The 19,117-nt window shown below is 68.8% G+C and carries 14 protein-coding genes; all 14 read right to left on the bottom strand.

The window, feature by feature from the left end:
* Positions 1-361 precede the first annotated feature (361 nt).
* A complete protein-coding gene (locus tag FZ983_RS09730; RefSeq protein ID WP_149223356.1) occupies positions 362-3,487 on the bottom strand; it encodes an efflux RND transporter permease subunit in 3,126 nt (1,041 codons plus the stop codon).
* Positions 3,484-4,743 (bottom strand): efflux RND transporter periplasmic adaptor subunit, encoded by a 1,260-nt coding sequence (locus tag FZ983_RS09725; RefSeq protein ID WP_149223355.1) that lies wholly within the window; start codon positions 4,741-4,743, stop codon positions 3,484-3,486. The genes FZ983_RS09730 and FZ983_RS09725 overlap by 4 nt, the downstream gene beginning before the upstream one ends.
* Positions 4,744-4,779: 36 nt before the next feature.
* The gene (locus FZ983_RS09720; protein WP_149223354.1) at positions 4,780-5,388 is read right to left on the bottom strand and encodes a TetR/AcrR family transcriptional regulator; all 609 of its coding nucleotides are present in this window, start codon (positions 5,386-5,388) and stop codon (positions 4,780-4,782) included.
* 293 nt (positions 5,389-5,681) lie between these two features.
* Positions 5,682-7,283, bottom strand: coding sequence for a BON domain-containing protein (locus FZ983_RS09715; protein WP_149223353.1), 1,602 nt, complete (start codon positions 7,281-7,283; stop codon positions 5,682-5,684).
* A 280-nt stretch (positions 7,284-7,563) separates the two neighbouring features.
* The gene (locus FZ983_RS09710) at positions 7,564-7,962 is read right to left on the bottom strand and encodes a response regulator (protein WP_149223352.1); all 399 of its coding nucleotides are present in this window, start codon (positions 7,960-7,962) and stop codon (positions 7,564-7,566) included.
* A gap of 87 nt (positions 7,963-8,049) precedes the next feature.
* Positions 8,050-8,388: an STAS domain-containing protein gene (locus FZ983_RS09705; RefSeq protein ID WP_149223351.1), complete on the bottom strand. Its 339-nt coding sequence runs from the start codon at positions 8,386-8,388 to the stop codon at positions 8,050-8,052.
* Positions 8,389-8,508: 120 nt separating this feature from the next.
* Positions 8,509-10,662, bottom strand: coding sequence for a PP2C family protein-serine/threonine phosphatase (locus FZ983_RS09700; RefSeq protein ID WP_149223350.1), 2,154 nt, complete (start codon positions 10,660-10,662; stop codon positions 8,509-8,511).
* 9 nt (positions 10,663-10,671) lie between these two features.
* Positions 10,672-12,096, bottom strand: a complete 1,425-nt coding sequence (locus FZ983_RS09695; RefSeq protein ID WP_149223349.1) for a HAMP domain-containing protein — start codon at positions 12,094-12,096, stop codon at positions 10,672-10,674.
* Positions 12,093-12,884: a hypothetical protein gene (locus FZ983_RS09690; RefSeq protein WP_149223348.1), complete on the bottom strand. Its 792-nt coding sequence runs from the start codon at positions 12,882-12,884 to the stop codon at positions 12,093-12,095. The genes FZ983_RS09695 and FZ983_RS09690 overlap by 4 nt, the downstream gene beginning before the upstream one ends.
* Before the next feature lie 32 nt (positions 12,885-12,916).
* The gene (locus FZ983_RS09685; RefSeq protein WP_149223347.1) at positions 12,917-13,765 is read right to left on the bottom strand and encodes a GNAT family N-acetyltransferase; all 849 of its coding nucleotides are present in this window, start codon (positions 13,763-13,765) and stop codon (positions 12,917-12,919) included.
* Entirely contained in the window at positions 13,762-14,835 is a 1,074-nt protein-coding gene (locus FZ983_RS09680; RefSeq protein ID WP_247883690.1) for an ABC transporter substrate-binding protein, read from the bottom strand. The genes FZ983_RS09685 and FZ983_RS09680 overlap by 4 nt, the downstream gene beginning before the upstream one ends.
* A gap of 5 nt (positions 14,836-14,840) precedes the next feature.
* Positions 14,841-16,991 carry an MFS transporter gene (locus FZ983_RS09675; protein WP_149223345.1) on the bottom strand — a complete coding sequence of 717 codons (2,151 nt, stop codon included), beginning with the start codon at positions 16,989-16,991 and terminating at the stop codon, positions 14,841-14,843.
* Entirely contained in the window at positions 16,988-17,746 is a 759-nt protein-coding gene (locus tag FZ983_RS09670; RefSeq protein WP_149223344.1) for a hypothetical protein, read from the bottom strand. The genes FZ983_RS09675 and FZ983_RS09670 overlap by 4 nt, the downstream gene beginning before the upstream one ends.
* A 30-nt stretch (positions 17,747-17,776) precedes the next feature.
* Entirely contained in the window at positions 17,777-19,111 is a 1,335-nt protein-coding gene (gene tssK, locus FZ983_RS09665) for a type VI secretion system baseplate subunit TssK (RefSeq protein ID WP_149223343.1), read from the bottom strand.
* Positions 19,112-19,117: the final 6 nt, after the last annotated feature.

Raw genomic sequence — 19,117 nt, 5'->3', positions numbered from 1 at the left:
GGCGGCATACGGCACGCCCTCGTCCCAGCACGCGATTATCCACAGGATTTTGCGCGCCGAAAACGCAAGCCAGCGCACACATCTGCAACCATGTGGTTATAGTGGCCGGGTGCGGACGGGGTGGCGGATGGGCCGCCACCGCCGCACACCAAGGGAGAGAAGAGGATGGAGAAAATCCTCACACTCCTGATCCTGCTGTTGCAGATCATCAAGGCGTGCCTTGATCTTCTGAACCGCTGATCGGATGGGCGTATCGGGGTCTGGACACCCCGGTACGCCTGTCCCTAAAGATAAGCCATTTCCCGCGTCCCGCAAGATGCTTCTGCACGTGGGACGATCATGACGTGGGACGATCATGCGCTCAGTCGTCGCCGCCGGCCGGCATCGGGCCGTGCGGCAGTTCGGCCCTGCCGCCGCGGTGGAACAGGTTGCCGACGAAGCGGCCGAAATCTTCCATGTAGAGGTAGAGCGAGGGCGTGATGTAGAGCGTCAGCACCTGGGACACGCACAGCCCGCCGACGACGGCGAGGCCCAGCGGCTGGCGCAATTCGGCTGCGGCACCATGGGCGATGGCGATGGGCAGCGTGCCCATGATGGCAGCCATGGTGGTCATCATGATCGGGCGGAAGCGCAGGATGCAGGCCTGCTCGATGGCGTCATGCGCGGACATGCCGTTGCGGCGCGCCTCCACCGCGAAGTCGATCATCATGATCGCATTCTTCTTCACGATGCCGATCAGCATCAGGATGCCGATGATGGCGATCATGCTCAGTTCGGTATCAAACAGCATGAGCGTGCCCAGCGCGCCGATCACCGCCGACGGCAGGCCGGACAGGATGGTCAACGGGTGGACGAAGCTCTCGTAGAGCACGCCCAGCACGATGTAGATCACCAGCACCGCCGCCGACAGCAGCAGCGCCTGACCGGCCTGGGCATCCTGGAACACCTGGGCGGTTCCGGCGAAGCCGGTGGTGATGGTGGGCGGCAGGCCCAACTCGCGCTCCGACGCGCGGATCATGTCCACCGCCTGTCCCAACGAGGCGCCGGGCGCAAGGTTGAAGGAGAGGGTCACCGCCGGAAGCTGGCCCTGATGCGCCACCGCCAGCGGGCCGGCCGTACGCTCCACCCGCGCGAAGGCGTCGAGCGGCACCAGCTTGCCCGATGTGGTGGAGCGGACATAGATGCGTGACAGCGAACTGTCGTCGCCCTGGTATTTCGGCTCCAGCTCGATCAACACCTGATAGTCGTTGCTGGGGGTGTAGATGGTCGAGACCTGCCGCTGGCCGAAGGCGCTGTAGAGAGTCGAGCGCACCTGATCGACACCGATGCCCAGAGTCGCGGCCTTCTCGCGGTCGATGTGGACATAGGCCTGCGGATTGTTCAGCTGAAGGTCACTGGTGACATCCTGCAGGATGGGAATGCCGTGCAGGGTCTGCTCCAGCCGGCCCGACCACTGGTACAGCTCGTCCAGGTCGAGGCCCTGGATGGTGTACTGATACAGGCTCTTGGACGCCCGGCCGCCGATGCGCAGGTTCTGCACCGGCTGCATGTAGACGGCCATACCGGGAATGCCGTTGACCTGCCGGCGCAGCTGCTGGATCACCTCGGTCGCCGAAGGCCGTTCCTCGCGCGGCTTCAGCGTGAGGAACATGCGGCCCTGGTTGCCGGTGCTGCCGCCGACGCCGACGGAGGAAATCACGTCCACCACCGCCGGATTGGCCTTCATGATGGCGGCGACCTGCTGCTGCCGCTCGGCCATCGACGGGAAGGCGATGTCGGCCCGCGCCTCGGTCGTCACCTGGATCTGGCCGATGTCCTCGGTCGGGAAGAAGCCCTTGGGGATCGCCTGATAGAGAACCGCCGTGCCAACGACGGTGGCGATCATCACCAACCCCATCAGCGGCCGATGACGCAGCGTCCAGCGCAGCGTGCGGGCATAGCCGTTGAGCAGGGCCGAGAACCCACCCTCCAGCACGCGTCCGAACCAACCCTCCTTCTCGCCATGGGCATTGTGGACGAGAAAGCGGGAGCACATCATCGGCGTCAGCGTCAGCGACACGAAGGCGGACGCGGCGATGGCCATGGTGACGACCAGCGCGAATTCATGGAACAGCCGACCGACCACGCCGCCCATCAGCAGGATCGGGATGAACACCGCGACCAGCGACAGGGTTATCGACAGAATTGTGAAGCCGATCTCGCGCGAGCCCTTGATGGCGGCCTCGAACGGCTTCATCCCTTCCTCGACGTAGCGGACGATGTTCTCCATCATCACGATGGCGTCGTCCACCACGAGGCCGACGGCCAAGGTCAGCGCCATCAGCGAGATGTTGTCGACCGAAAACCCCATCAGGTGCATGCCGCCCGCCGTCGCGATCAGCGAAATCGGCACGGCTAGCGCCGGGATCAAGGTGGCGGACAGCCGGCGCAGGAACAGGAAGATCACCAGCACGACCAGCACGATGGTCAGGGCAAGGGTGAACTGCACGTCCTCCACCGCCTGACGGATCGATTGCGAGCGGTCGTTGACGATCTGGATCGCGGCGGAGGCCGGAAGCTGGGCCTGGAAGACCGGCACCAGTTCGCGCACCCGGTCCACCACGTCGACCGTGTTGGCGTCGGGCTGGCGCTGGACCGCCAGCATGATGCTGCGCGTGCCGTTCAGCCAGCTGGCGGTGCGGTTGTTCTCCACGCTGTCCAGCACCTGCGCCACGTCGCCCAGCCGCACCGGCGCGTTGTTGCGGTAGGCGACGATCAGCTCGCGGAAGGCGGCGGCGTCGGGAAGCTGCGGGTTGGCCGCGATCACCAGCTGCTGCTGTTGACCGGTCAGGGTGCCGACGGGGGTGTTGGCGTTGGCGGCGGCCAGCGCCTTCTGCAATTCGTCGATGCCGATGCCGCGGAGCGACAGCGCGTTGGGGTCGACCTGCACCCGCACGGCGTATTTCTGCGAGCCGTAGATCTGCACCTGGGCCACACCCGGCAGGGTCGCGACCTTCGGCTGGATCAGCGTTTCGGCGATGTCGTTCAGCCTCGCCAGCGGCAGGGTCGGTGAGTTCAGCGACAGGAACAGGATCGGCTGGTCGGCCGGGTTCACCTTGCGGTAGCTGGGCGGCGTGGTCATCTCCGACGGCAGCCGGCGCTGGGTGCGGGCGATCGCCGCCTGCACGTCGGCCGCCGCCGCGTCGATGTCGCGCTCCAGCACGAACTGGATGGTGATGTTGGTGTTGCCGAGCGTGCTGTTGGAGGTCAGCGTGTCGATGCCGGCGATGGTGGAGAATTCCCGCTCCAGCGGGCTGGCGACGGAGGCCGCCATCGTCTCCGGCGAGGCGCCGGGCAAAGTGGCAGTGACGCTGACCACCGGGAAATCCACCCGCGGCAGCGCCGCGGTGGGCAGCTGGCGATAGGCGGCCAGACCGCCCAGAACCAGCGCCGCCGTCAGGAGAATGGTCATCACCGGACGGCGGATGCAGAGTTCGGAGAGGTTCATGTCGCACCCCCGCCTGACTTGTCCTGGGTCAGGACGCTGCGGCCGGCCGCATCCTGTGCGGCGGAACCCTGCTGGCGGTCACCTTCGGCGGTTTCGCCGGAAGTTGCGCCGGCGGGCTTGCCGCCAGGACGCTCGGTCACCTTGGCGCCGGGGGAGAGGCGCGATTGGCCATCGACCACCACCCGCTCGCCGGCCTGCAGACCGGACGCGATGATGCTGAGGCCGCCATGGGTGCGCTCGACCGTGACCGGGCGGACCTCCACCGTCTCGTCGGCCTTGACGACATAGACGTAGCGGCCTCGCTGGCCGGTCTGCACCGCAAGATCGGGGATGGTAAGGGCATTCGGCTCCACCCGTAGGGTCAGCACGGTGTCGACGAACTGGCCCGGCCACAGTCGGGTGTCGGCGTTCGGGAATTCGCCCTTCACCAGGATGGTGCCGGTCTGCTGGTCGACCTGGCTGTCGACGAAGGACAGCCTGCCCTCCGCCGTTTCGCCGCGGCTGCCGGCGATGGAGGCGGTGACCGGCAGCGTACCCGTCGCGATCGCGCCGCGGATTGCCGGCAGGTGCCTTTCCGGAACGTTGAAGGCGACGTTGATCGGCCGCAGCTGGGTCAGGGTGACCAGCGGATTGGTATCGGCGGCGCGGACCATGGTGCCGACCTTGGCATTCACCGTGCCGGTGCGTCCATCCATCGGCGCGGTGATGCGGGTGAAGCTCAGCGACACCTTCGCCGCCTCGATTGCCGCGAGATCGGCCTTCACCGTGCCTTCCAGCGCATCGGCGGTGGCGACGGCGGCGTCATAGGTGGTGCGGGAGATGGCGCTGGTGCGCACCAGCTCCGCATAGCGCTTCACGTCCCCCTTGGCTTTTTCCAGATTGGCGCGGTCGCGTTCGAGATTGGCCTGGGCCTGACGCAACTGGGCCTCCAGCGCCCGGCTGTCGAGGGTAAACAGCGTGTCGCCCGTCTTCACCTCCTGCCCTTCGGTGAAGTTCACCGTCTCGACGACGCTGTCGACGCGGGCCTTGATGGCGATGGCGGCAATGGGCTGGACGCTACCGATGGTGACGATCTGCTCCGGCACGGCCTGGACCGCCACCTTCTGGGTCACCACCGGAACCGCACGAGTTCCCGCCGGCGCCGCGTCGGCCTTGGCGGTCTGGGACTGGCCCCCGGCATGGCGGGTCTCATACCAGTAGTACCCGCCGCCGCCGAGCAGTGCCGCGAACAGCAGGGCCAGGAAAAGCCGTCTCATCCGTTGGGACTCCAAACGCCGGTGGCCGGCTTGCGCTTATATGAAAGGAGGAAGATTGGTCAGGCCGGACATCAGGAAGTCGATGACGGAGCGCTCCAGCGCCTCGCGCGGGCGTTCATCCATCTGCATGATTCCGCCGCGCACCATGCCGATCACCAGAAGAGGGACGATTTCCAGATCGATCTTGCGGAACTCGCCCGACGCCATGCCGTCGGCCATGACCTGCTGCAGGGCGGTCGCGGTGCGCTCGCTTCGGCGGCCGATGATCCGACGCGTGCGGTCGGCAAGGTCCGACTGGTCGCCCCCCAGTCGCTTCAGCGTTTGCAATTGTTCGCTCAGCGTGCCGACCAGAGCGGAGACCATCGCCGTCAGGCGGACGGAGGCCGGGACCGGCTGAGGGGCGATTTCGGCGTTCAGCTTCTGCTCAAGCCCGCCGAGCGCCCGTTCAAGAGATTCCAGATAAAGCTCTTCCTTGGAGGGGAAGTAGCGATACAGCGTGGCCTTGCCGACGCCGGCCCGCTTCGCCACCTCCTCCACCTGGACGGAGGCATAATCGCGGCCGGCAAAAAGCTCCGCCGCAGCGTTGAGGATCACCTCGCGCCGCCGAGCCCGCCAGTCAGGTATCTCTTCCGCATCGAGAGGCATGAATGGAACCCACGGGTTTCAAAAAATGACGATAGTGGAGTTCCTTAGAGTGTCAAGGAACCGCTCTCTAGTAAAAATGAAATCGGCGTCATCGTTGGAAGTCTATCCCGGCCAAGGGTTTGACCTCTCCGCGGGTCCACAACCATTCATTGTACCAATGACGAAACCGGAGCATTCAAGCGCGAAGGGCGCGGGCTCCGGAGTCCCGAGGCGGCGCTGCCTGGGAAGCCGGAACCCGCGCCCATATAGGAGCTTTGCCGCTGAAGGATACGCACCCTTGCGGCCGTGGCAGATCAGCTCCGCGTGGTGGAGGATCGGCTGGAGCCGGTGACGCCGGTGGTGGAGCCGGTCATCGACCCGGTTCCGGCGGAGGCGCCGGCAGGGCCGCCGCTGGCCCCGGCCCCGGTGCCGGTGGAGGACGGCGCCGCGGACCCGGTGCCGCTGCCGGTGGAGGCGCCGATGCCGACATTGGTGCCGACCGTGGTGTCGGCCCCCTGCAGTCCGCCCGTCGTCCCGCCCATGGCGGAGGCCGTGGTGCCGGAACTGATGCCGGTGGAAGCACCGGAAGCCGAACCGGTCCCGGTGTCGCTCCCCGCATTCGCCATTGCGGATGCGCCGGCCCCGGTGGAACTGCCCCAGCCGGAGCTGCCCTGGTTGCCGGTCTGGCTGCGGACGCGCAGGTTGTTCTGCACATGGGTCACGCCGGACACGGCCTCGGCGACATCCTCGGCACGGCGCTTGGTCTGGCGGTCGGGGACCATTCCGGTCAGCGTCACCTCACCGCCGCTGACCGCCACCTCGATGTCGGACGCGTCGACATAGGCGTCGTCGGTCAGTCGGTCGCTGACGTCCTCGCGCACCCGCTCGTCGGAGCGGCTGTAGCCGCGCGGACCACGGCCTCGATGCTGGGAAGCGCGGCGTTCATCCTCATGCCGGCGGCGCTCGGCATCGTCGTCGCCGAACCAGGACGCGATCTCGTCGCCGGCCTGCTCCCAGAAGCCGCGCTGCTGCGTGCGGCCACGGTCTTCACCCCAGCGCTCGGCCCGGCCCCCGCCGTAGCCACCCCGAGCCTCCTGCGCGCGGTACATCCCGCCGCGGTCCTCGCCCCAGGAGCGGTCGCGCCCCTCGTCGCGCTGATAGCTGCCGCCGTAACTGGTGGATGAACTGCCGCCGAAGTCACGCCGGCTCGAACCGCCGCGTTCCCACTCGCCGCGGTCGCGGCCGGATTCGTAACCGCCGCCATAGCCGCTCCCGTAACCACCCTGCGACCCGTAATCGCGGTTGCGGTAGTCGCGGCTGGCATAGTTGCGGTCGCCGGTCTCGCGCTCGCCATACTCGCGGCCACCATAGCCGAGGGAGCCGCGGCCGCGGACGACCTGCTCGCCTTCGCCATAGGGGCGGACGCCGTAATCGCGGTCGCGATACTCGCTGCTGCCGACATCGCGGCTGGTGTAGTTGCCTTCGGTTCCGGCATTGCCGGCGCCGGCATATCCGCCATAGCCGCTCGACCCGGACCGTCCGCCATAGCCGGCGCCATAGCCGCCGCGGCTCATGTCGCGCCCGCCGCCGAAGCTGCGATCATAGACCCGCTCCATCTCGCGGGCATTGTCGCGTCGGCTGTCGCCACGGTCCATATTGGGATCGCGGCCGTAGCCACCTGATTCGTTGCCGACCTGCCCTCTGTATCCGGGATCGCGGTAGAGATGTCCGCGCTCGTCCTGGTGAAGATGCGCCTGCGGTCGATACATGTTTTCACGGTCGTTGGACCGGTAATCGTCCGGATCGTAGACGCCGGCATGGCGGGCCTCGCCCCAATCCCGGTGACGGTTCGGTTCGCGGTCGTCGTCGCGCCAGTCGCGGCCCTCACCGCGCCACCGATTCTCGTTCTGCGCCATCGTGGTCGGCTCCCTCTTGCTGGATTCTTGGAACCGCGGTCGGCACGGCGCGATTGGCATCGGCCACCGGCGCCTATGCGCCCGCGTTTCCCGAACAACAGAGGGGACCAAATCGCGTTCCGGATTTTTCCCGGCCGCTGCCGGTGTATCCAGAGATTTCTGGCACAGAGTTTGCGAGGTGGAGAGCGGTTGGTTCCACGCATCACTTGCGGCTTCGGCGCTTCATGCACCGAAGCCGCTTTCTTTTGCGCCCTATTATTGGGCAAAGACTTTAAACTGCTTAATTTGCGAGCGGCCGGTCGAGCAGACGGGCAACCGCGGCCCCCAACTCTTCGTTGAGAAAGGGTTTGTAGATGATCTCATCCGCATTGAACATGCGCGTCATCTTCAGCAGATAGCCTGCCGGCATGTTGGGAGCGCCGCCGGACATGGCGAGGATCTTCACGTCGGGCTGGGCGGTGCGCGCCGCCTTGATCAGTTCGATCCCGTCCACCTCCGGCATCAGCACGTCGGTGACGATCAGGTCGAAACTGCGGCGGTCCAGCGCGCGGATTGCAGCACGGCCGTTCTCCGCCTCGGTAACGTCGAAACCGCGACCCTCCAGATAGCCGGCCACGGACAACCGCACGGCCGGCGAGTCTTCAACAACCAGAATGTTTGGCCGAATGGCACTTCCCATCACACACCCGGCTCCCCTTCGGGAACCGCCTTATCGCAAGGCCGGCCGAAGCCGGCGGAATACGCCCCCGACGCCTTACCCCCGCCGTCATCCGCCCAACGCCGCGACGGCGGCAGCCGCGTCGGCATGGATTTCGAACAGCGACGAGAAGCCGCTGACGTCGAACACCTCGCGAATATGCGGCGCCATGGCCGACAGGGCGATGGCTCCGCGCTTCGCCCGGGCCGCCTTGGCGGCGACCAGCAGACAGCGAAGCCCGGCGGAACTGATGTAGGAAAGCTGCTCCATGTCGACAACAAGCCGTGTGCCCTCGGCGCCGATGACCGACAGCAGCGCCGCTTCGAACTGGGCGGCATTGCCGCTGTCGATGCGGCCGTCCGCGCGCAGCACGGTGACGCCGTTGACCGACTGTTCGGTAATATTCATCCCCTGCCCTCGCCTTGCCTTAGCTGGATCTTTCCTACCCTGTGCTTATAGCACGCCCTCGCCGGTCAGACGATGCATTCGCAGTACGACGGGGCGGTTACCGCCATCGATTTTCCAGTGTCAGGCGACGGGATCGGACAGCTGCGCCACGGTGGCGACCGGCGCATCCGCCGCTCCACGCCAGCGTAGGACCAGACAGGTGATGTCGTCGGACTGCGGCGCACCGGCGGTGAAATGGGCGACATCGGCCAGCACCCCATCCAGCCCGTCGCGCGCCGAGGCGTTGGTCTGCCCGGCGACTGCGGCAACAAGCCGCGGGTCGCCATACATCACGTCTTCACCGTTGAAGGCCTCCGTCACGCCGTCGGTGAACAAAACGACCATGTCGCCGGTGTTCAGCGTCATAGTCTTCTCGCCGAAGGGCATGTCGGGCATGGCGGCCAGTGCGATGCCGGGGGTGCGCTCCAATTCCTTCACCGCGCCCGACGCGGTCATGCGCAGCGGCGGGTTGTGGCCGCCGTTGGAGAAGGCCAGCACACCGGTGCGCAGGTCCAGCTCGCCATAAAAGACGGTGACGAACATCATCTGTTCGTTTTCCGCGGCAAGTAGGTTGTTGACCCGGCGCATGGTCTCCGCCGGGCCGACGCCGGATTCGGCGATGGCGCGCAGCATGGTGCGGGTGATCAGCATGAAGAAGGCGGCGGGGATGCCCTTGCCCGACACGTCGGCGATGACAAGTGCCACCTTGTGTTCGGAAATCGGGAAGAAATCGTAGAAATCGCCGCCGACCTCCTTCGCCGGAATCATCCGCGCGGCGATGTCCAGCTCCGGCAGGTCGGGGAAGACCTGCGGCAAGATGGTCAGCTGCATGGTGCGGGCGATCTCCAGCTCCTGTTGCAGGCTGATCAGGCGCCGCTTGTCGTCCAGCGCCTCGCGCAGGTCGCGCACCATCTGGGTCAGCTGCACCTGTTGGGTGCTGACCCGCGTCGCCAGCCGCGAGAAGCCCAGCGCCAGCAGCCCCAGCTCGTCGCCGACGCCCTTGGACTGGGCGGACTGGGCGTCGTGGGTCTCCGCCTCGATCTGGCGCAGTTCCTCCAGCAGGTTCTGGCGGGCATCCTCCTCCAGGGTGACCGCCAGCGCCTCCATCTGGCGGCGGATGAAGCGCTGCTGGCGGCGCAGGCGGCGCTCGCGCTGGCCGGCGCTGCGCTCTATCTCGCGCATTACGCCGCGGAAGACCTCCACCGCACCGGCGATGCGGCCGATCTCGTCATTGCCGGCCGGCAGCTCGACATAGCCCATGGCGCGCCCGCGGGAAAGATCCTGCAACGCCTTCACCGCCCCGTCGAGCGTGGAGAAGTTCCGCCGCAGAAAACCGTAGAGCAGTCCCAGCGCGCCCAGCAGCACCAGCCCGACCGCCGCGACATAGGCGACCGACCACAGTGCCTGCTCCTCCACCGCCTGGGTGACGTCGGTGGCGATCAGAACGGTGGCGACACGCCCGCCGGCAAGGTCGGCGACCGGCAGACTGGCCAGGGCGTAACGACGCCCGCCGCCGGCGATGGTGGTGATGCTGCGCTCCGCCGGGCGGATCAGCGGCTTGACCGCCGGCCACAGTGGATCGCTCTGCCCGTCGAAGGCGGTGCCGTTGCGGGTCACGGCGAAGACGCGCCCGCCGGTGGTCCGCCGCAGCACGTCCAGCGCGGCGACGAAATCCAGCCCGGCGACGGCGGCACCGGTGACGCCGGCCCCGCTGCCCGCCCCGCCGCCGGCCCCGGTCCCGGCATAGATCGGCACACCGGCCACCACGACCAGCCGTTCGCCGTCGACCAGACGGACGCCGCGCGCCAGCTTCTGGCCCGACAGGATGGCATCCAGCGCGCCGCGGTTCAGCAGCGGCTCCGGCTCCAGCGCCGGGTCGGTGCTGTAGAGCAGTTCCCCCGATTTCGACAGCAGGTTGACGTCGGTGATCCCGCCGGTGGCGGGCGCGGCGATGATGCCGAGCGCCGCGACGCGCCGGTCCAGGGCGCCGCGGTCCTCCGCCTCCACCGCGCGGGCGATCTCGGCATCGCCTGCCAGCCGGCCCAGCCCCTGGTCGATGCGTCCGACGGCACCCGACACGGCAAGCTGCCAGGAGGTTTCGAGACGGGCCAGTTCCAACTCGCGCGCACGACGGTCGAGGGCATCCTCGCGCAGCGCGGCAAAGCCGAGGAGAAGGCCGGCCACAACGGTGACGGTGGCGAGAACGAACAGGATGATGCGGGTCTGAAGCAGCATAGGGGCCTCTCAGCTCCGCAGAACGACGATGGGACGGGCCAGCAGCGCTGCCAGGGCGGCCGGCAAAAGCGACGATGCCGCGAGCATCCCGCCGTCCCAGCCGACCGCCGCCGCCCACAGCAGGGCCGCGACGATCCCGGAGGCCAGCGCCCGCAGCAGCGAGAACTGCCCGCCGTCCGCGGCCTGACGGCGCACATAGGACAGCGCCAGCCCGGCCGCGAAACCGCCGGCCAACCCACCGGCCAATCCGGCCGGCAACGCGGTACCGCCGAGCAGCAGCACGGCCGCCGCCGACAACAGCGCCAGTGCGCTCAGCACCGCCGCGACACGGCGCCAGCCGGGCGGGACGACATAGCCGGCAATGGCACCGACCAATGCAGCGACAAGCGCCGGACCGGCCAGGGAAAAGCTGCCGGCGAGAACCAGCAGGGGCGCCGCGGCGGCCGACAGCAGGGCGAAGGCAAGGACATCGTCGGATCGTGAATCGATCTCGCGCCGCGGTGCCGCCTCCAGTCCGGGGCCGAGAGCGGTCAGCGCCGACAGCCGGGTATTCTCGACGGCGGAGGCCACCTCCGGATCGAAGACGGCGGCGCGCACCTCGTCGGCATGGGCGGCGAAGCGCTGGCGGCGATCGTGCAGGCCGAAGACGACGGCGTTGAAGGCGAAGAGCAGCCGGCCGACCTGATCGCGCGGACGGCGGCCCAGCAGGGTGGCGAAACGCCCGTCCACCGCCTCCGCCATCGCCCGGGCAAGGCGGCGCAACGGCGCGCGGAAGCTGGCGCGGGCCAGAACCCCCGCCAGTTCGGCCAGCAGCAGCAGAACCGCCAGCCCCCCCAGCGTCACCGTCGCCAACTCCCCGGCGATCTGGCCGCGCACTTGCAGCGGCTGGACCCCGACCAGCACATGTCCGGCCGGCGGCTGAGCCGCACCGCCCCCGCCGCCTTCCGACGACAGGCGCCCGATCCGCACCGGCACCCGCAGGATCAGCAGGCCGTCGCGCTCGATCGGCTGGAGGGTGGCGGCACGGGTCTCCGGCGTCGGCAGGCCGCGCAGTCCGGCGGTCAACGCCTGCAGTCCGGCAGCGTCGATGCCGCCGCCGGCATTGACCGCGCCTTGCAGCAGCACCCCGTCGCCACCGGTCAGCGCCAGGAAGCCCAGGTCGGGGTTGCGTCCGGCAACACCCTGGAGATAGGCCCCCACCCCTTCGATGCGCGGCAGGGGAATGCCGTAGGCGATGGCGCGTTCCAGGTCGTGCTGAACCGCCTCCGCCACCGCGGCGGCCTTGGCGGCGCGTGCCTCCCCCAGCTGGTCCTGCGCCAGCCAGGTGCCGAGCAGCCCGACGCCGGCCATCGCCAGGGCGGCGGCCAGCAGGATGACGGCGGGGATGCCGGCCATGAACAGGCGATGGCTCCGGGTATGGCTGCGGGTCGTCATGCGAGTTCATCCAGGCGTGCGACTTCGCGCTCCGCCTCGTCCAGGATGGTCAGGCGCCGCCGCACCGCCTCGGTGAACGCCGCGGCCGGCAGCCCCAACGTCTGCTGCGACGATTGCGCGGAGAGTTCGGCACGGATGCGCCCGCCTTCCCCCAGCCCTTCGAGCGTCGTCGCGATGTCGGCCAGTGAACGGCGCGGTCCGGCGGCAAGCCGCAGACCGGCCAGCCAGCCCAGCAGGGCCAGCGGAAGCGCGATCAGCACCGCGCCGATGGAGAGGGTCAGGGCGTAATGGCGCATCGGCTCGGCCATCGCGCCGGCCGGCATGCGGACCAGCAGGCTGCCGGCCGCCGTATCGAAACTGGTGGCGAGCCCGACGCCGTAGACCCGCTCGTCCCCGCGCTCCTCCGACCAGAAGCCGCTGACGCCACCATTTTGCTCGGCTGAAGTCCGGATGGGCAGCAGCTCGCCCACCTCCACCGCGTTGGTGGAGAACAGGACGGTGCCGGTCTCGTCCAGGACGGTGACCGACTGGATGCCGGGAAGGGCGACGCGGGCGCGGGCCAGCAGCCCGTCGACCTGCGGCAGGTCACCCAGCGCAAGGCCGAGGTTCAGCTGGGTTTCGAGCGACGCCTTGGCCTCGCTCAGCACGAAGCCGACCTGGGAGGTCACCGCCTCGTCCAGGCGGCGCGCCTGTTCGCGCGTCCACAGCACGACGGCGGACAGCGCGGAGACGAACACCGCCACCGCCACGAACGCCGCCAGCCGTGCCCCGAAACTGCCCGATCCCATTCCGGTCATCCCCCTTCAGCCGGTCATGCGCGTCAGCGCCCGCCCGGCCCCGTCCCGTCATGCTCCAGCGAAGTCTTTTCCCGTCCGCACAACGCGTACCAGCGCCGCGCCGCGCCGTCGCCCGCGGCGACGCGACCCCAGACATGGCCGCGCTCGAACACGTCCCAGCGGCCGGCCAGCTCCTCCACCGCCACCAGTTCGGCGCTGGCGGTGTCGAAGATCGGATCGGCGGTGAAGTCGCGGTGGACCAGCAGCCGGACCAGATCGCCGCCGACGCGGACCAGCCGCTTCGGATAGATGCCGTGGCCGGCCAGATGGCCCCAGCTGCGGTGGTTGCGGGTGCTGACGGTGGTGATCAGGTGCCGGCGGCCCAGCGCCTCCGCCACCTCGATCCGCCAGTCGATCAGCCGGTGATGCAGGCCGCGCCCGCGCTCGGACGGATCGACCATCGCCGACGACATGTGTGCGACCCAGGGCAGTTCCGCTTCCGGCAGGTCGAGGTCGCGGCCCCGGTTGGGATCGTCGCCGGACGGCAGGCCCAGCGCGCCGTAGGCGACCAGACGGCCGCCGGATTTCTCGTTCCCACGCCCGTCGTGACGGAAGATGCCGGCGGTCAGCCCCTTCTCGCCCAGATGGTCGGCGACGAAGTTCCCGACCTCGCCGGCCATGCGGTAATGGTCGGGATCCTCCAGTGTCGCCACCACGCGGACGCGGAAGTCGGCCAGCAGGTTGGAATCGTCCAGGTCCATCATGCGGGCGGTCAGCCCGTCCGGCAGGTCGGCGGCCAGTGCCCGCAGTCGGACCGCGGCCACCGCGCGGGCAGCCTCGCCGCGCAGAGGGGCTGCATCGAATGGCAGCGTCATCGGGATATGGGCGCTCATGATTCGATGATTTCCGCGAAATTCAGGAGGCCGATGGGCGGGTAGTACTCCAGCGCCCGGACCGTGGCCATGTTGATGATGACGGAAAAGCGCTTCAGCGTTTCCACGGGAATTTCAGCCGGACTGACGCCGTCCACCAGGATCTGCGCCGCCTTGAAGGCGGTGAAGCGGCCGATGCCGTAGGCGCTGCTCGCCAGCGCCAGCATCGCCTTGTCGGTGCGCACGATCAGCTCGGTCACCGAGAAGGTCGGCAGGCCCAGGCGCAGCGCCTCCGCTGCAACGACGGTGCGGTTGTGGAAGGCGATGAAGGTGTCGGGGCCGATATAGAGAACCTCGCCCCCGCGCCTCGCCACCCGGGCCAGCGCGTCGGGCACCGCGGCGGAGATCGGCTCGCCGCGGTCGTTCAGGGGGACCGGCTCTTCGATCAGCTCCAGCCCGCGCAGCGCCGTCTCGGCCCGCAGCCCTTCGATGGTGAGGACGGAGTTGCGTTCCTGCGGGTTGTAGACCACGCCCAGCCGCTTGATCGGGCGGTAGGCCTGGATGGTGTTCAGCTGCACCGCGATCGGCGCGATGTGGATGGTGCCGGTCACGTTGCGCCCCGACCGCGCGAGGTCGGGCACGATCTTCGCGTCTACGGGCGCGGCGACGAAGGTGAAGACCACGGGGATGTCGGTGACGTGCTTGCGCGGGTCCGCCTCGTCATGGGGGCCGACCAACGCGCGGGTCTGCGGCGTGCCCCAGCTGTAGACGAGGTCGGGGCGCGTGTCCTTGATCTCCTGGATGATGCCCGGCAGCTTGGCGGTGTCGCCGCCGGTGTTGCGGATGGTATAGTCCACCTTCAGGCCGCGCCGGGCCAGATAGTCCTTGAAGCCGAACTCGTTGTCGCTCTCGCCGCGGCCCAGCACCATGGTGATGCGGAAGGTCTTGTCGGGCACCGTGGCGGCCAGCGCCGACCCTACCAGCATGTTGCCGGCCAGCGGCAGTCCGGGCAGTGCCAGCCCGCCGGCGGCGGCGAGGCGCAGCAGCGAGCGGCGGCGGATGCGGAGGAGATCGCTTTCGTCGATTCTCATCGCGGTCAAGCCTCCTGTGGCCGGGCGGCGGGGGATGCCGGGCGCCCGGTGCGGAAAAGGATCCAGAAGAGAAGCGCGCTCGCCCCGCACAGCAGGCCGATGCTCAGCATCGCCTCGCGGTAGGAGGTGGCGACCGCCACCGCCATCGCGGTGACGGGGCCGAGCGCGCCGCCCAGCCGTTCGATCAGCCGGTACCAGCCGATGGCCGCGGTCTCCGGCAGGCCACCGTCGCGGGCGATCTGTGAGACCAGGGTCAGCTGCGGGGCACCGACCAGCGCCTGCGACAGGCCGAACAGGGCTATGGCAAGCGGCGGCCCCCACAGTGACTGGGTGGCGATGATGGGCAGGCAGCTCGCCAGCGTGCCAATCCCACCGGCGGCGATGAAGCCGCGCCGCGCCTGCCAGCGGTCGGACAGGCTGGCGGCCAGCGGCGACACAAGGATGAAGGCGACGAAATACATCATCTGCACCCGCCCGATCTCCGCCTTCGACGCGCCGTCGGCGGTCAGCAGCAGCGGCACGAGGCAGAAGAGGAAGGCGGTCGACGCGATCTTCGTCGGAATGGCGCTCAGCACCATCAGGGCGGAGAAGCGGAAGTCGCGGAACAGCGGCAGGGCGCTGCCCATCGCCGGACGGGCCGCCGCGCTGGCTGCAGATTGTGCCGCACCGCGGCCGCGCAGCAGAAGCAAGCTGACCGACAGGCCGGAGCCCAGCGCCAGAAGCGCACCCAGCAGGAAGGTGGCGCGGAAGCCGATCTGGTCGGCGATGATGCCGCCGCTGACCGGACCGCAGACACCGGCGGCCAGCAGCGCGCCGATGAACATCGCCATGCCGGCCGCGCGGTTGCGCGGGCTGGTGTGGTCGATGACGATGCCCTGCGCGGTGATCAGCACCAGCCCATAGCCGAGCGCCGTCAGGCAGCGCCACAGCATCAGCTCCGCCAGCGACCCGGCGAAGGCGGTCAGCGCAAGGCTGACGGAACCAAGCAGAGCGCCGATGGTGAAGGCGCGCGACCGGCCCCAGCGTTCGGAGAAGCGGGCGCCGCCCGGCTGCGACAGCGCCCAGATCAGCATGAACAGCGTGATCGGCAGGCTGACCACCATATCCGGCGTCAACCACGGCACCTCGCCGGCGAAGGACTTGGCGTAAGCCGGCAGGAAGGGGCGCGACAGCTCTTCCGACAGGCAGAACAGAAAGACCGGCAGCCGCAGGAAGACTAGGTTCAGCGGCGTCGGCGGCGGACGCGCGGAGTCCGGATCGCGGAAGCGGAAGCGACGGACAAGCGCCGACAGCCCGGCTTCCGCCCGGCCGACCCGCGGATCGTCGGCGCCCAGCCGGCGGCGAAGCTCCGCCACCCGCCCGGCGAGGCCGGCATAGCGGGCGTTGACGCCGTCGAGCGCGGCGCGCACGCCGCCTTCGAGCGCCCGGTCGTCCTTCGCCGCCAGCGGCCCCGGGATTTCGGGCAGGGTGGCGCGGAAATCCCCCTCCTCCGACCGGTCGGCCAGCAGCCGCAGGGTCAGCACCCGCCGCATGGCGAGATTCACCACCAACTGCAGCACTTCGAAGATCAGCAAGACGGAAACGATGACCACCGACAGCACGTCCAGCGCCAGATCGGTCGAAGCCTTGGCCAGGAAGGCGCTGTCGACGCCGACATGCAGCGCACCGGCCGGACTGGTGGTGTCGCCCAGCGGGCGCTGGACGTCGACGAAGCCGCGGGCCAGCCGGCCGTCGGCGGGGCCGGTCAGCCGGTCCGGCGACAGCGCCGTGATGCCGGCCAGCGGTCCGCCGGCCGCGGCGACGATGCGCCCGTCCGGGCCGGTCACCGCGATGTAGGCGATGTCGTCGTGGCGCTCGACCTCCGCCGCCAGCAAGGCATCGAGGCCGGCCATGCGGTCCAGCGGAATGCGGACGCCAAGCCCGCGGTCGATCTGCGCGCCCATCAGGCCGCCGACCGTCTGCGCCTTGCGCGCGAGTTCCGGCTGGAACAGCGGATCGAAGCTGCGCAGCGACAGCCAAGAGGCCGCGCCAGCCGCCAGCAGCAGGACCGCCACCGTGACGATGGTCAGCCGCAGCACCAGCGCGCTGATCGGGTCGCGCCGTCTGGCCGGATTGGTAGCCGGCTTGGAGGAGGTGATGCGGGCCGGATCGCTCATGTCACCGCGCCCTTCGCTGGGAGTGGTCCGGGGGCATTCGGCGCCATGGCATCCAATTCGCGTTCCAGATCTTCCATGGCGTGATCGGCGTCGGCGATGCCGTGGTTCAGGCGGTCGCACACCAAGCCCAGCGGCGCGGTGCCGTCCGCCAATCCACCGCGTCCGCCGCGCTGCCGCACAACGGCGAAGACAGCGGCCAGTGTCATCAGTGCGGCGATACCCACCAGCGCCAGGATGTTGCCGCGCAATCCCTCCTCGACCGCCGTGACCCGCGACTTCAGCCCGGTCAGGGAGGAGCGCAGGATCACCTGCCCCACCGTCTGCCCAAAGCTGTTGCGCACGTCGGAACCGAGGATCAGGACATCGCCGGCAATCTGCTGGCGCAGGATTCCCGCCGAAGCGTCATCATTCCAGCGAACCGGCGTAGGCTGTCCGACTGCGTTGCGGTCGGCGGCGAACAGGATGATGCCGCGGTCGTCCACCACCTCCACGCCGAGGATTTCCTCGCCGGACGCGGCGCGTTCGGCCTGGGCCTGCAGATCGACCAGTTCCGACAGGTCGAGGCCCAGAGTCAGGCCGTATTCGACCCGGCGCCTCATCTCGTCCGCCACCACGGCGAGGCGGGAGCCGGTGACCTCGCGCAGTTTCTGTTCGAACTTCAGTCCGGACAGCGCGACCGACAACAGCACGGCGGTCGCAACCGTCGCCGCGATCACGGCGCCGGTGCGCAGGGCCAGCACCCCGCCCAGCCTCATGGTGTCCCTACGACAGGAATAGGTGATGCATCAGCCACGGATCGCCCAAAGCTCCATCGCCACCTGGGGGAAATCACCCGCTAGATGAACCGCGATTCCGCCCGAAGTTGCAAGCTGTTTCCAAATAGGGCTACCGCGTTCGAGTTCGAAATACACGGCACCTGCATGGTAGGGCAGTTGGCGCGGAGCGACGGGCAGCGGCCTTACTCGGATTCCAGGCAACTGTACATTGACAAGCTCGCGGATTTGCTCCACCGGGCCGATCTTGACCAGCGCGGGGAAATTGCGGCGCAGCGCCTCGCCCGGCATGTCCGCCCGCACCGCCAGCACGAAGGTCGCCGTGGTGATCAGCGAACGGTCGGCAATGGTGCCGACGCGGATGCCGTATTTGCGTTCCTGCAGATCGATCGGAATCGCGGTCTGTTCCAGCACCGCGCTCAGCGAGCGGCGGATCTCCGCCATCACCGGTTCGAGCGTGCCCTGCAAATCCTCGTGCCGGTAGGGCGGGAAGCTGGGTGGACGCTTGTTGACGGCGGTGAAGGTCGCCAGTTCGCCGGCCAGCCCCAGCATCATGCCGTGCAGCCGTTCCGGATGGATGTCGGGCATGCGGGCGATGTTGGCGAACAGCGGTTCCGACCGGTTGGCGACCTGCAGCATCAGGAAGTCGGCCATCTCGCCGGCGCCGCGCCCGTTGGAACCGCCGACGCGGGCGGCCAGCGCCTCCGACCGGCTGTTCAGTAGGCCCTGGATTTCAGTGACGAAGCCGGCCAGCGGAGCCAGCGCCTGGACGTTCAGGGCCGGCGGGATGTAGCGCTCGTCCAGCGAGGCGTGGCGGTCGGACCGCACCTCCTGGATGCGGGCGAGGCCCAGGCAGTGGTATCCGGCCCGCTCCTGCCGCTCCAGCCGATAACGCAGGCGCAGGCGCCCGGTGCGGATGCGCGACACGCTGGCCGACCCGGCGATGGCGTCGACCGTCTCCGTCTCCTCGCCGACATAGCGGGTGGCGGCGTCGGCGCTCTCGCCCACCTCGAACTCCACGCCGCCGCGCTGGCGCACCGGCAGAGCCAGATAGACGATGCTGTTCGCCAGCGTTTCCGGCAGGTCCAGCGGCGGCGGCGGATCGTCGTCGTCGGGGATGTTGATCGGCGTCCCGTCCTCCAGGATGCCCTTGCAGCGCAGGACGGCGAACTTGCCGACGGCCAGAAGCTCGCGGTTGATCGTCAGTTCGCTGATGCCCCAGGCGAAGGGACGGATGCCGGCGACGCGCCCGCGCACCAGCCTCTCGACATAGCGGTCCTGCTGCTGGAAATGCTGCGCCCGCAGGAACATGCCTTCGGACCAGATGACCTTGTCGTCCCAACTCATGGGCGC

It is taken from the genome of Azospirillum sp. B21 (assembly GCF_008364825.1).
In the GTDB taxonomy this organism is placed as follows: Bacteria; Pseudomonadota; Alphaproteobacteria; order Azospirillales; family Azospirillaceae; genus Azospirillum.
The sequence above is the reverse complement of the archived record's forward strand: the minus strand, read 5'-3'. Positions and strand labels throughout refer to the sequence as shown.

Coding starts and splice junctions, on each gene's coding strand:
- FZ983_RS09730 (WP_149223356.1), bottom strand. CDS start 3,487: ATGAACCTCTCCGAACTCTGCATCCGCCGTCCGGTGATGACCATTCTC.
- FZ983_RS09725 (WP_149223355.1), bottom strand. CDS start 4,743: ATGAGACGGCTTTTCCTGGCCCTGCTGTTCGCGGCACTGCTCGGCGGC.
- FZ983_RS09720 (WP_149223354.1), bottom strand. CDS start 5,388: ATGCCTCTCGATGCGGAAGAGATACCTGACTGGCGGGCTCGGCGGCGC.
- FZ983_RS09715 (WP_149223353.1), bottom strand. CDS start 7,283: ATGGCGCAGAACGAGAATCGGTGGCGCGGTGAGGGCCGCGACTGGCGC.
- FZ983_RS09710 (WP_149223352.1), bottom strand. CDS start 7,962: ATGGGAAGTGCCATTCGGCCAAACATTCTGGTTGTTGAAGACTCGCCG.
- FZ983_RS09705 (WP_149223351.1), bottom strand. CDS start 8,388: ATGAATATTACCGAACAGTCGGTCAACGGCGTCACCGTGCTGCGCGCG.
- FZ983_RS09700 (WP_149223350.1), bottom strand. CDS start 10,662: ATGCTGCTTCAGACCCGCATCATCCTGTTCGTTCTCGCCACCGTCACC.
- FZ983_RS09695 (WP_149223349.1), bottom strand. CDS start 12,096: ATGACGACCCGCAGCCATACCCGGAGCCATCGCCTGTTCATGGCCGGC.
- FZ983_RS09690 (WP_149223348.1), bottom strand. CDS start 12,884: ATGGGATCGGGCAGTTTCGGGGCACGGCTGGCGGCGTTCGTGGCGGTG.
- FZ983_RS09685 (WP_149223347.1), bottom strand. CDS start 13,765: ATGAGCGCCCATATCCCGATGACGCTGCCATTCGATGCAGCCCCTCTG.
- FZ983_RS09680 (WP_247883690.1), bottom strand. CDS start 14,835: ATGAGAATCGACGAAAGCGATCTCCTCCGCATCCGCCGCCGCTCGCTG.
- FZ983_RS09675 (WP_149223345.1), bottom strand. CDS start 16,991: ATGAGCGATCCGGCCCGCATCACCTCCTCCAAGCCGGCTACCAATCCG.
- FZ983_RS09670 (WP_149223344.1), bottom strand. CDS start 17,746: ATGAGGCTGGGCGGGGTGCTGGCCCTGCGCACCGGCGCCGTGATCGCG.
- tssK (WP_149223343.1), bottom strand. CDS start 19,111: ATGAGTTGGGACGACAAGGTCATCTGGTCCGAAGGCATGTTCCTGCGG.